We start from the raw sequence: 12,397 nt of genomic DNA, 5'->3' as shown, positions 1-12,397 counted from the left end.
AAGCGGCGCGCGCGCCTCTCTAGGTTGCGCCCATCATGACCGACGCATCCGCCTCCCCCGCCGTGCCCGCCGATCTCAGCTTCGAGGACGCCCTGTCGCGTCTGGAGGGCATCGTTTCGCGCCTGGAATCGGGTCAGGCGCCGCTCGAGGAATCCATCGCCCTGTATGAAGAGGGCGCACGGCTGAAGGCCCATTGCGAGGCGCGGCTGAAGGCCGCCCAACTGCGGGTCGAGAAGATCGTCGTCGGCGCCGACGGCCAGGCCAAGGGCGTCGAACCGGCCGAGTTCGGCTGATGTCCGCCTCCGACATCGTGACCATCGCGCCGCAGATCGGCTTCGACGACTTCATGAAGGTCGATGTCCGCGTAGGCCGGATCATCAAGGCTGAGCCTTTTCCCGAGGCCCGCAAGCCCGCCTACAAGCTGACCATCGATTTCGGCGAGGCGATCGGCGTCAGGAAATCCTCGGCCCAGATCACCCATCACTACACCCTGGACCAGTTGGACGGCCGCAAGGTCGCCGCCGTGGTCAACTTCCCGCCGCGCCAGATCGGGCCGGTGATGTCCGAGGTGCTGACGCTCGGCTTCCCCGACGCCGAAGGGAATGTCGTTCTGGTCGGCGTCGACCGCGACCTGCCGCTGGGCGGGAGGCTGTTTTGACCATGCTCGCCGCCAATTCGCCCGAGCAGGCCGTCATCGACCGGGTGGCCGAGATCGCCGATGTGGTCACCGTCGCCCTGGACCGCCTTCTGCCGCGCGCCGACGGGCCCGAGGCCCGGCTGACCGAGGCCATGCGCTATGCCGCGCTCGGACCGGGCAAGCGGCTGCGTCCCTTCTTCGCCATCGAGGCGGGGCGGATGCTGGAGGTCGAGGAGTGCGCCGTTCTGCGCGCCGCCTGCGCCCTGGAATGCGTCCACGCCTATTCACTGGTGCATGACGACCTGCCGGCGATGGACGACGACGATGTGCGGCGCGGCCGTCCGACCCTGCACATCGCCTATGACGAGGCGACCGCCATCCTGGCCGGCGACGCCCTGCAGACGGCGGCCTTCGACATCATCCTGGACGAGGAGACGCATGACGACCCGGCCGTGCGGTGCGAACTGGCGCGGCGCCTGTCCTTCGCCTCCGGTGCGCGGGGCATGGCCGGCGGCCAGATGATCGACCTGATGGGGGTCCGCGACGATCTGGGCGGGGTGGCCCGGATGCAGCGTCTGAAGACCGGCGCCCTGTTCGCCTACGCCTTCGAGATCCCGCTGATCGTCGCCGACGCCAATGAGGCGGCGTGGCACGCCCTGACCAGCTTCGCCCACGACATCGGCCTGGCCTATCAGATCGTGGACGACGTTCTGGACGCCGAAGGCTCGGCCGAGGAGATGGGCAAGGCGGCGGGCGGCAAGGACGCGGCCCTGGGCAAGACCAACTTCGTCACCCTGCTGGGGGTCGATGCGGCGCGGCAGAGGGTCGCGCATCTGGCCGATCAGGCCCGCTCGCACCTTGACCTGTTCGGTCATGAGGCCGAAATCCTCAAGGCCAGCGTGGACTTTGTGCTTAAACGCCGGTCCTGATAGGAAACGCGCCCGCCCTCAGCGGGTTACTGTTTGACGCTCCGTCGTCTGAAGGCCCCCGATCCCCATGCCCAACACCCCGCTTCTCGACACCGTCAAGTTTCCCGCCGACACGCGGGGCTTCGACATTCCCCAGCTGAAACAGCTGGCGGAGGAGGTGCGGGCCGAGACCATCGACGCCGTGTCGGTGACCGGCGGGCACCTGGGCGCGGGTCTGGGCGTGGTCGAACTGACGGTCGCCCTGCACCATGTCTTCGAGACGCCGGACGACATCCTGATCTGGGACGTCGGCCATCAGTGCTACCCGCACAAGATCCTGACCGGACGGCGCGACCGGATGCGAACCCTGCGTCAGGGCGGCGGCCTGTCGGGCTTCACCAAGCGGTCCGAGAGCGAATACGACCCCTTCGGCGCGGCCCACGCCTCGACCTCCATCTCGGCGGCGCTGGGCTTCGCCGCCGCGCGCGACGCCAAGGGCGGGAACAATCGCGTCGTGGCCGTCATCGGCGACGGCTCCATGTCGGCGGGCATGGCCTATGAGGCGATGAACAACGCCGCCGAGGCCACCAGCGGCCAGCTGATGGTCATCCTGAACGACAACGACATGTCGATCGCTCCGCCGGTCGGCGGCATGAGCGCCTATCTGGCCAAGCAGGTCTCGGGCGGCGCCTATCAGAACATCCGCAAGGTCGGGAAGAAGTTCGTCGACCATATGCCGCGTCCCTTCCGCGACGCGGCGCGCAAGGCCGAGGAATACGCCCGCGGCATGATCGTGGGCGGCACCCTGTTCGAGGAACTGGGCTTCTACTACGTCGGGCCGATCGACGGCCACGACATGGAGAATCTGGTCCCCATCCTGAAGAATGCGGCGGCCATCACCGACCGCCCGGTGCTGGTCCACGTCGTCACCCAGAAGGGCAAGGGCTACGCCCCGGCCGAGAGCAGCGCCGACAAGCTGCACGCCGTGGTCAAGTTCGACGTGGTGTCGGGCAAACAGGCCAAGGCCATCTCCAACGCTCCCAGCTACACCAAGGTCTTCGGCACGGAACTGATCAAGCACGCGACGGTCGATCCGACCGTCATGGCCATCACCGCCGCCATGCCGTCGGGCACGGGGTTGGACCTGTTCGGACAGGCCTTCCCGGATCGCACCTTCGACGTCGGCATCGCCGAGCAGCACGCCGTCACCTTCGCCGCCGGTCTGGCCGCTGATGGGATGAAGCCGGTCTGCGCCCTGTATTCGACCTTCCTGCAGCGCGGCTACGATCAGGTCGTCCACGATGTGGCGATCCAGTCCCTGCCGGTGCGCTTCGCCATGGACCGGGCCGGTCTGGTCGGGGCCGATGGCGCGACCCATGCCGGGTCGTTCGACATCGGCTATATGGGCGCCCTGCCGGGCATGGTGCTGATGGCCGCCTCGGACGAGGCCGAACTTGCGGCGATGATCTCGACCTCGCTGGCCATCGACGACCGCCCCAGCGCCTTCCGCTATCCGCGCGGCGAGGGCGTCGGCGTCGACATCCCTGAACTGGCCGCCCCACTGGAGATCGGCAAGGGCCGCATCGTCCGCGAAGGGACCTCGGTCGCCATCCTGTCGCTGGGCACCCGCCTGCAGGAATCGCTGAAGGCCGCCGACATGCTGGCCGCGCGCGGCGTCTCGGCCACCGTCGCCGACGCCCGCTTCGCCAAGCCGCTGGACGCCGATCTGATTCTGCGGCTGGCCCGCGAGCATGAGGCCCTGATTACGGTGGAAGAGGGCGCCATGGGCGGCTTCGGCGCCTTCGTGCTGCAGCTTCTGGCCGAGAAGGGGGCGCTGGATGCGGGCCTGAAGATCCGCACCCTTCACCTGCCCGACGTCTTCCAGGATCAGGACAAGCCCGAGGCCATGTACGCCCAGGCCGGCCTGAACGCCGAACACATCGCCGCCGCCGCCGTGACCGCCCTGGGCGTCGACGCCAGCCGGGCGGTTCGGGCGTAGACCGATCTTCCTTCTCCCTTGGGGGAGAAGGTGGCCCGTCAGGGCCGGATGAGGGGTTGCTCCGAAATCCGATGAGGAGTTGCGAGGCGAGTGTCGCGCAACCCCTCATCCGTCAGGCTTCGCCTGCCACCATCTCCCGCAAGGGGAGAAGGACAAGGAGCGCAATACCCCGATCATGCCCGCCACCAGCGGATGATGCACGGTGTCGCCGGATCACAATCGACCATCCCCCCTCGGCACCTGTGCTAGACTGCATCCGGGCCGAGAGGGATTTCAGACGATTCAGACGAATTGGACTCTATTTTTTCCTTCTCTCACCAGAGGCGGAAAGGGGTCACAGCACTCCGATCATGCTGGCCACCAGCGGATGGCGCACGATGTCGCGTTCGGCCAGTCGGACGACGGCGATTTCGGGCACGGCCTCAAGTCTGTCGGCGATATCCGACAGGCCCGACACGCCGGGCAGCAGGTCCGACTGGTGCGGGTCGCCCGTCACGACCATGGTCGAGTGCCAGCCCAGTCGGGTCAGCAGCATCTTCAGCTGGACGTAGGTGCAGTTCTGCGCCTCATCCACGACGATGAAGGCGTTGTTCAGCGTGCGGCCGCGCATATAGCCGATGGGGGCGATCTCGATCAGGCCCTCGGCCATCAGCGCCTTGACCCGCTTCATGCTGAGGCGATCCGACAGGGCGTCGTAGAGCGGCCGCAGATAGGGGGCCAGCTTGTCCTCCATGTCGCCGGGCAGGAAGCCGATCGATTCCCCGGCCTCGACCGCCGGGCGGCTCAGGACGATGCGGCCGACCTTGCCCGCCTCCAGCGCCTCGACCGCCTTGGCGACGGCCAGATAGGTCTTGCCGGTGCCCGCCGGGCCCAGCGCCAGCACCAGATTGGCGTGGTCGACGGCCTCCATCAGTTCGGCCTGGCCGTCGGACTTGGGCTTCAGCGTCTTGAGATAGCCCTGGTCCCGCTCGTCGTTCGAGGGCAGGGGCGACCAGCCGCCGACGCGGGCGGGCAATCGCCGCACCTTGGCGTCCTGAATGAATTCGGGCGAATCCAGCACGCCTTCGCGCAGCTGACGCTTGATGGCCGATCGTTTGCTCATGGACGCCTCCAGGGCATGAAAAAAGGCGAGCCCGGCTGGGTCTCGCCTTGGTCGTCGGTGGGGGAGGTGGGGGCCGAAGTCGCGCAGCCGTCCCGAACGGTCGCAGGGTCTTCGCCGCAGCAGGTGCGTCGCCGTCCCCGGACGGGTCGTGAACACGCCAAGCGTATTCTCCAGCGTCTGACCGGACCGGGCTTGATCCGGCTTCGGATCCGGGGGCGAATGGGGCCGTCCGAATCGCATCAACAGACTGATGCTAACGTGGTTTCTGAAGGGTTAAAGCCTTCATTTCGATAAGGATAGGCGGTATACGGATGAGTGTTTACAGTCTGGAAGACAGCAAGCCCCAGCTTCCGCCCGAGGGCGAATACTGGATCGCGCCCAGCGCGACTGTTCTAGGGAATGTGATTCTGCATCTGGGCGCCAGCGTCTGGTTCAACGCCGTGGTGCGGGGCGACAACGATCCCATCATCATCGGCGCCGACAGCAATATTCAGGACGGCGGCATCCTGCACACCGACGTCGGTTCTCCGCTCACTATCGGCGCGGGGGTGACGGTGGGGCACAAGGTCATGCTGCACGGCTGCGAGATCGGCGACAACAGCCTGATCGGGATCGGCGCGGTCGTTCTGAACGGAGCGCGCATCGGGAAGAACTGCCTGATCGGCGCCAACGCCCTGATCACTGAAGGCAAGGTCATTCCCGACAACAGCCTGGTCATGGGCCAACCCGGCAAGGTGGTGCGGGAATTGGATGAAGGACAGATCGAAGGCCTCCGGATGTCGGCGCAGCACTATGTCCAGAACTGGCGGCGCTATGTGACGGGCCTGAAGCCGATCGGCTGAGCCGTCGCACCACAATGGCACGGCTCACAATGGGACAGCCCTGGGGATGGGCGAGCCGGAACGGCGCAAACTCGCGTCGGAGGGGATGAAACCGCCCAATGTCGGACGCCTGAAACGGCCCGGCGCTTGCATCGGTCCTGCCGACGATCAATGCAGGAGTCCGATCCCATGCGGATAGGGATTACGAAAATGCTGGCGGGCGCCGTGGCCTTCATGGGGCTGATGGCGCTCGCGGACACGGCTGCGGCGCAGTGCGGGCCTTCGAGCTGCCTGCCGCCTCCGCCGCCGAACCCCCCGATCTTGCCGCCTTCGCCGCCGATCACCCCGCCGGTGACGCCGCCGGGCGGCGGCGGATGCGGTCCCAGCGGCTGCCTGCCGCCGCGTCCGCCGGTGACGCCGCCTTGTGGCGGCGGGGGCTGCCTGCCGCCTCCGCCTCCGACGTGCTGTGGCTCGGGCGGCGGCAATGTGAATGTCAACGTCAACGTCAATGCGAACGCCAGCGCCAACGCCTCGGCGCGCGCCTGGGCGGGATCGCGCGCGGCTTCGACCGTCATCGTCGCCGGCGGGGGCGGGGCCTATTTCAACGTGGATCAGCCCTATCCCACCACGATCCAGGGGCTGAACGTCCAGGGCGGGATGCAGGCGGTGCAGGTGCCCTTCACCGCATCGCGCCGCATCGAGAAGCAGGTCGTGTTGCAGGCCGTCTGCATCGACGACCGCAATGTGCCGCACCCGGCGTCCCAGGTCATTCCGGGCCGGGACGTCAGCAACAGCTATGACGGCGAACTGTACCGCTGCCTGGCGGGCACCAAGCTGCAGTGGACGGTCAGCGAGGCGGAAGGCGCGCCGGGCGAGACCCTGCTGTGCAACAAGCGCGAGGCGCTGTGGCACGGTGCGGGCGGTCGTCTGGAATGCCGTCCCGAGAAGGCGGCGCGCGACTGCAACGAGCGTTCGCTGCTGCGCCGCTACGGGGCCGGCGTGAAGGTCCTGACCATGATCCGCGAAGAGACCTACACCGAGTATCGCGAGGAAATGGTCGAGGGCGCCGCCTCCACCGGAATGATCATGATGGACGGCGGGGTCGGCGGCCGGGTTTTCTGAACCGGCTGTTCAGCCTGGCGACAGACGCCGGCGTCTAGGGTCAGGCATCGACTCTCCGTCGATAGGCCTAAACGACTGGGCCCCGTTCCTTGCGGAACGGGGCCCTTTCTTCGTTACTGCGCGGCGTTGACCGAGACGACCTCGGCCTTCCACGCCGTATCCGGCTTGAGATACTGGCGCGCGGCCGCCTGGATGTCGGCGGCGGTGAAGGATTCCAGATCGCTGATGTGCGTCTGGATCTGCTCTAGGGAGGCGGGCTTGGCGGCCAGATCCTCCAGTTGGCCGAGCCAGTATTCGTTCCCGGCCTGGCTGCGGCGCAGGGACTCGATCACCGGCAGGCGGGCGCGGTTCAGCTCGTCCTCGCTGACCGGCGTGTCGCGCAGGTCGGCGATGATGGCGTCGACGGCCGTGAAGAAGGCGCTGAACTTGTCGGGCGCCGTATCGGCCGTGATCGAGATGGAGCCGTACCCCTTGAACACGTCGGACGCCGAGGCGCGGACGCTGGGCGAATAGGCCAGGGCCTGCTTCTCGCGGATTTCGTCCAGGACGCGCAGCTTCAGCACCTCGGCCAGAATGGCGGCTTTGCGGGACTCGGTGCGGTCGGCGACGGCGTCGGTGGTCGGCCAGGCGATATAGGCCAGGCCCTGCTCCGCCGGACCGGCGTGGGTCAGCCGGATCGGCTCGGCCGTCGGCGCCGGGAAGCGACGCTGGTCCGAACCGGCTATCGGCTGGGCCGCCGGGGCGCGCGCGGGCAGGGCGGCGAAGGTCGAGGCGACCGAGGCGACCGCGTCCTCCATCTTGACGTCGCCGACCATGACGATGTCGATCGGGCCGGAGGCCAGGCCCTGAACCACGCCCTGCTTCAGCTCATCAAGGGTGAAGGCGGCGATCTCCTCCGGCGAGGGCATGGATTCGCGCTTGTCGCCGCTGGCCAGCAGGCCGCTGGCCTGAAGGCTGAAGGCGCCGCTGGGCGTGGCCATCTGCTGGGCCATGAACTGCGGCAGGACGGCCTTGATCTGCTCGAACGGCGCGGGGCGCAGGCCCGGGTCGGTCAGATAGGCGGCCAGCACCTGCATCTGCAGTTGGAGGTCGGCCGGGCGGGTGGCGCCCGACAACTGATAGGCGTCGCCGTCGATGGCGAACCCGGCGCCATAGATCTTGCCGGTAAGGACGCGGTTCAACTCGTCCGCCGTCAGCTTGCCCAGACCGCCTGCGGTGAAGACCATCGGCGCCAGGGACTGCGACGTGAAGCGGTCGGTCGGCAGGCCCATCTCGCCGATGCCGGTGCGGACCGAGATCAGGATCTGCTGGTCCTTGAAGGCCGTCGGCTTGACGGTGAGGCGCACGCCGTTGGGGAAGGTGACGACGGTGGCGCCGACGGCGGCGACCTCGGTGGTCGAGGCGGGCGTGGCGGCGGCGCCGAAGTCGGCGTAGGGCCATTCCAGCGCCGCCTGTTCGGCCGGAGCGGTCACCGGGGTGGCGCGGCTCGCCTCCAGCAGGGCGGTGACGCCGGCCTCGCCGCCCTCAATCGGCTCGGGCGTGATGACCAGGGCCAGGGGGCCTTGGCCTTCAAAGGCGCGCTTGACCTCGGCGCTGACCTGTTCCGCCTTGAGATCCTTCACTGCGGCTTCGAACAGGGCGAGGTTGGCGGCGGGCGAGGAGAAGACACGGTCGTCGTTGACGGCGCCCAGCAGGGCGTTGGCCAAGGCCGGGGTGCTGCGCGTCGCGGCCGCCTGGACGGCGTTTTCCAGCGCCGTGCGGGTGTTGGCGATCTCGCGATCCAGTTCGACCTGCGAGACGCCGAACTGAACCAGGCGGCGCTGTTCCTGTTCGATGGTTTCCAGCGCGCGCTGGATGCCGCCAGGATTGAAGGCGGCCGAGACGCTGCCGAGGTCCAGGGTCTTGAACAGGGTCGCCTGGCCGCCGCCGGCGCCGATGAAGGGCGGGTTGTCGGCCCGGGCCAGTTCGCCCAGGCGGCGGTTCAGCACGGCCATGCCCAGGTTCTGCAGCAGGGCGTCGCGACGTTCCGAAGCCGTGTCGGGATCAAGGTCCGGGTTGCGGATCCAGTTCAGCTGGACCGAGGACTGCACGCCCGGCTCGACCAGGATGCGGGTCTCGGGCTGACGTGGGGCCACCTGTCCCAGATCGGGCTCGGGACCGTCGGCGGCCTTGGGCGTCCAGTCCGAGAAGGTCGCCTTGATCTTGGCTTCCATCTGATCGACATCGAAGTCGCCGACCGCCACCATGGTGGCGCGTTCGGGGCGGTAATAGGCTTCGTAGAACTCGACGAAGCGCTCGCGCGGGGCGCTGCGGATGATGCTGAGATCGCCGATGGGCAGGCGGTTCGACAGCCGCTGGCCCGGCGCCAGCAGGGCGATCTGCGCCTTCAGGGAGCGCAGGGCGGGGGTGTTGCGCAGCCGCTCTTCGCCCTCGATCACGCCGCGCTCGGCGTCGATGTCCTCGGCCTTCATCAGGGCTTCGGAAACCTGTTCGCGCATGATGCGCAGCGAGGTGTCCACCGTCTCGTCGTTGGTGCGCGGCAGCTCCAGCGTATAGGCGGTCTGGTCGAAGCTGGTGAAGGCGTTGGTGTCGGCGCCGAAGGCCAGACCCAGACGCTCCAGAATCCGCAGCAACTCGTTCTCGGGCACGTTCGTCGTGCCGTTGAAGGCCATGTGCTCCATGAAGTGAGCCAGACCCAGCTGGTCTTCATTCTCCATCAGGGAGCCGGCCGCGATCCGCAGGCGCAGCGACGCCTGGCCTGGCGGGGTGGCGTTCCTCATGATGGCGTAGCGCATCCCGTTAGGCAGGACGCCGAAGCGCACGACCGGGTCGGCGGGAATGTCGCTGGCCGCCTGGGCCCAGGGTTTGGAGGGCTGCGCGTCCTGCGCCGCGACGGCCGAGGGCGGCGTCAGGGCGATAGCGGGAAGCGCCGCGCCGCCCATCAGGGCGAGGCTGGACGCGGCAAGCAGAAGCAGGCGACGAGGGGATCGCATTCGGTAGTCTCCGCGACGTGCGAGCGGGCGGCCCCCGGGACTGATTGCGGCCCTGCACGTGATGACAGGCGCGAAGCTTCTTCAGCTTCGCGCCTGTTTACGGTGACAAACGAACTTGACTGCCTCAAGTTACCGAAAGTTAATCCGCGACCTTGGTTCAGGGGCGGGTGACGTAGAAGCTCGCGGTATTGCCGACGGCGTTGGCGCCGGCGACGACGTTGCGGCCCCAGCCGTTGATGGTGGTGGTCGCCGTGGCTCGCACATCGCCCATGTTGGTCTGGCTGTTGCGCGCGTTCAGATCGCCGCCGCAGGTCGAGCAGGCGAAGCCGGTGACGGCGTTGCCCGCCGCATTGGCCCCGACATAGGCGTCATAACCGTTCTGACCCGTGAAGCCGGCGCTGGCGGTGACGCCGCCGGTGTTCAACTGGGTGTTGTTGATGTTGACGTAGATGTCGTTGTTGCCGGCATGGACCTCGTTGCCCACGGCCTCGGCCGTCGAATATGCGGCGCCGAAGTCATAGGAGCTGAGCTCGGTTCGCGACAGCACCTCGGCCGAGTTCTGCTGATCCACGTCCACGACCAGCGAACCGCCCTGGTTATAGAAGGCGGCCTGGTTGGAGGCGGCGCGGCTGCGTCCGGCGATGTCCCAGGCGTTGCCCGCCCACACGCCGGTCCAGGCGGTGACGCCGGCGCCCGAGGCGTTCTGGCTGACCGCCAGCTCCTGGTGCGAGTTCGGCGTCGAGGTCGCCTGCACCGCATTGGCCGAAGCCTGGCTGCTGAAGACGGCGGGGGCGGGGGCGTAGGTGAAGCGGGCTTCGTTCTCGGCGTAGATCTCGCCGGTCGAATTCTGGTTCGTGCGGCCGGTGACGGCGCCGCGCTGCTCGCCGGTGCCGCCGGCGCCCAAGGCGACGGTGTTGCCGATGGCGTCGGCCGAGACGTGACCGCCGTAGTTCAGCCGCGCGCCGGTCTCCACGATCTGGCTGCGCGCCGTGACGTCGCCGTTCAGATTCTGGCCGGCGTCGACGTCGATGCCGGTGTTGACGGCGGTTCCGGCCAGATAGTTGCCGCGCGCCTGGGTCACGCTGTTCACATAGCCCGTGTCGCCGCGCAGCGTCAGGGAAGTGTCCGCCACGGCGGCGCCCTGCATGTCCTGGGTCGAGCGGATGTCGGCGGCGCGGCCGTCGGCGCCGCCGGACAGGGCGTTGCCCATGGCGGCGTTCGACACGGCGACGTTGTCGCTGACGTTGACGACGTTCAGGCGCTGACCGCTGATGACGTCGCCTAGGTTGAGCTGTTCATTCAGGACCAGACCGCGATCCTGGGCTTGAGCTTGAGCGAAGGGGGCCTCAGCGGCCGCCGCGACGCACAGCGCTGTCGCGGCGATCGTGCCAGCGAGACGGGTCGGCGCGAGTTTGGCCATTGTTCGTGTCCGTGTTTGCGTAAGCGGGATAGTAGCCGCCGGTCGGGCCCACAGGGCTGTCGGCCAGCGGGTCGTTGGCGGGGTTGAGGCAGATTTCCGGGCCGGGGGCGCCGTAGAGGTTGGCCATGAACTCGACCGTGGCGCGTTCGACCAGGGCGCGAACCGCCAGCTGGACCGGCTCCAGGCCGCTGGACCCGGCCGAGATGTCGAAGACGTTGCCGTTCAGGAAGTCGAACACGCCCGCCGACACTTCGCGGCCGACGATCTGCTTCTGATAGGAGACGACGTCCACGACCTCCAGGGTGGTGGTCTGCACCAGGCGCAGGTCGATCGCGACGTTCATCACGAACACCTTCCCGGTGATCAGGCCCGAGCCGCCGTTCTGCTCCACCTCGCCGCCGGCGATGTCGAAGCCGCCCGAGCGGATGTTGTAGTTCACCTCGGTGATGCCGCCGACCACATAGAAGTCGGAGCCCGGCACCTGGCCGGCCAGGATGCGGCGGAAGGCGGCGTCCTGGGGCGCGCCGTTCGGCACGTCGTCACCGATCAGCTTGTTGTTGGCGTAGCGCAGCTCAAGCTCGGACACCGAGGTGTCATAGCGCTCGACGATGCGGGCGCCGGCCTTGGCCAGGGCGGTGTTGGCCATCAGGGACGCGCCCTGGGTGATCTGGCGACCGCCGTCCGAGGAGATGGAACCGGTGTAGTCGCTGATCCGACCCACGGCCATGCGCGGCGAGGGCAGGTTGTAGCGGCGCGCATAGTCGGCCAGGCAGTACAGCGCGGTCGAATAGGGCGTCGGGTTCGACGTCACCGGCGCGTTGCCGATCGGCTTGGCGTACTGGCCCGACGGACCGGCGGTGGTGCTGACGCAACCGCCCAGCAGGGCGGCGGCGGCGGCGACGCAGCCCAGGGCTCGGACGGGCGAACGGCGGATGGCGGAGATCTTCATGGACGCGGCCCGTTCAGGGTGGTGCCGGCGTTGATGTCGCCGGTGTTGGTCTGGGTGGAGTTGACGACGACCGTGTTGCGGTTGCCCTGGACGACCACATTCAGGTTGTTGCCGATGGCGGTGGAGCCGCCGATGTTCGTGCCGGAGCCGACGCCGCCGCTGAAATGGCTGGACGAGGAGCTGCTGTCGCTGCGTGAATAGGCGCTGCCGTTCTGCTGGATGATGCCGTCGACGACCAGGCGGTTGCCGTTGGCGTCGCGGGTGGTGCCGCGACTGGCCTGCGCCGTGGTGTAGCGCGAGGCGCCGTAGCCGGCCTGGAACTGGCCTGCGCCGGCCGAGCCGGTCGACTGTGCGACAGCCGAACCGGCGGGCAGGGCCGCCAGCACGGCGGCGGCCGCTACGGTCATGAGTGTCAGGCTATGAGACGACATAAGGCGCTCCCGAAA

11 protein-coding genes are annotated in these 12,397 nt (G+C 68.1%); 6 read left to right on the top strand and 5 right to left on the bottom strand.

The features are described from left to right. Positions 1-35: 35 nt before the first annotated feature. From V8J38_RS13130 to dxs, 4 genes are all read left to right on the top strand, one after another. Positions 36-293: an exodeoxyribonuclease VII small subunit gene (locus V8J38_RS13130; protein WP_040344421.1), complete on the top strand. Its 258-nt coding sequence runs from the start codon at positions 36-38 to the stop codon at positions 291-293. Next, positions 293-658, top strand: a complete 366-nt coding sequence (locus V8J38_RS13125; RefSeq protein WP_291778360.1) for a tRNA-binding protein — start codon at positions 293-295, stop codon at positions 656-658. The genes V8J38_RS13130 and V8J38_RS13125 overlap by 1 nt, the downstream gene beginning before the upstream one ends. A gap of 2 nt (positions 659-660) precedes the next feature. Then, the gene (locus tag V8J38_RS13120) at positions 661-1,566 is read left to right on the top strand and encodes a polyprenyl synthetase family protein (RefSeq protein WP_338578630.1); all 906 of its coding nucleotides are present in this window, start codon (positions 661-663) and stop codon (positions 1,564-1,566) included. A gap of 67 nt (positions 1,567-1,633) precedes the next feature. After that, positions 1,634-3,544 (top strand): 1-deoxy-D-xylulose-5-phosphate synthase, encoded by a 1,911-nt coding sequence (dxs, locus tag V8J38_RS13115; protein ID WP_338576247.1) that lies wholly within the window; start codon positions 1,634-1,636, stop codon positions 3,542-3,544. Between the two features lie 334 nt (positions 3,545-3,878). On the opposite strand, the gene V8J38_RS13110 is transcribed toward dxs, so the two are convergent. Then, a complete protein-coding gene (locus V8J38_RS13110) occupies positions 3,879-4,658 on the bottom strand; it encodes a PhoH family protein (RefSeq protein ID WP_191744417.1) in 780 nt (259 codons plus the stop codon). A 299-nt stretch (positions 4,659-4,957) separates the two neighbouring features. Between V8J38_RS13110 and V8J38_RS13105 the strand changes: the two genes are divergently transcribed. Continuing rightward, complete coding sequence (locus tag V8J38_RS13105) at positions 4,958-5,488, top strand: gamma carbonic anhydrase family protein (protein ID WP_338576246.1); 531 nt, start codon at positions 4,958-4,960, stop codon at positions 5,486-5,488. Positions 5,489-5,656: 168 nt separating this feature from the next. Next, positions 5,657-6,589 carry a hypothetical protein gene (locus tag V8J38_RS13100; protein WP_338576245.1) on the top strand — a complete coding sequence of 311 codons (933 nt, stop codon included), beginning with the start codon at positions 5,657-5,659 and terminating at the stop codon, positions 6,587-6,589. Positions 6,590-6,702: 113 nt separating this feature from the next. On the opposite strand, the gene V8J38_RS13095 is transcribed toward V8J38_RS13100, so the two are convergent. The 4 genes from V8J38_RS13095 to hfaA all read right to left on the bottom strand — a co-directional run bounded on the left by V8J38_RS13095 (position 6,703) and on the right by hfaA (position 12,358). Beyond that, complete coding sequence (locus tag V8J38_RS13095; protein ID WP_338576243.1) at positions 6,703-9,582, bottom strand: M16 family metallopeptidase; 2,880 nt, start codon at positions 9,580-9,582, stop codon at positions 6,703-6,705. Between the two features lie 157 nt (positions 9,583-9,739). Continuing rightward, positions 9,740-11,002, bottom strand: a complete 1,263-nt coding sequence (hfaD, locus tag V8J38_RS13090; RefSeq protein WP_338576242.1) for a holdfast anchor protein HfaD — start codon at positions 11,000-11,002, stop codon at positions 9,740-9,742. Next, on the bottom strand, positions 10,929-11,951 hold the full coding sequence (hfaB, locus tag V8J38_RS13085; protein WP_291778378.1) for a holdfast anchoring protein HfaB: 1,023 nt from the start codon (positions 11,949-11,951) through the stop codon (positions 10,929-10,931). The genes hfaD and hfaB overlap by 74 nt, the downstream gene beginning before the upstream one ends. Continuing rightward, the gene (gene hfaA / locus V8J38_RS13080; protein ID WP_291778381.1) at positions 11,948-12,358 is read right to left on the bottom strand and encodes a holdfast anchoring protein HfaA; all 411 of its coding nucleotides are present in this window, start codon (positions 12,356-12,358) and stop codon (positions 11,948-11,950) included. Before hfaA ends, hfaB begins: the two co-directional genes overlap by 4 nt. Between the last annotated feature and the right edge of the window lie 39 nt (positions 12,359-12,397).

Source organism: Brevundimonas olei (assembly GCF_037055245.1).
Lineage (GTDB): Bacteria > Pseudomonadota > Alphaproteobacteria > Caulobacterales > Caulobacteraceae > Brevundimonas > Brevundimonas olei.
The sequence above is the reverse complement of the archived record's forward strand: the minus strand, read 5'-3'. Positions and strand labels throughout refer to the sequence as shown.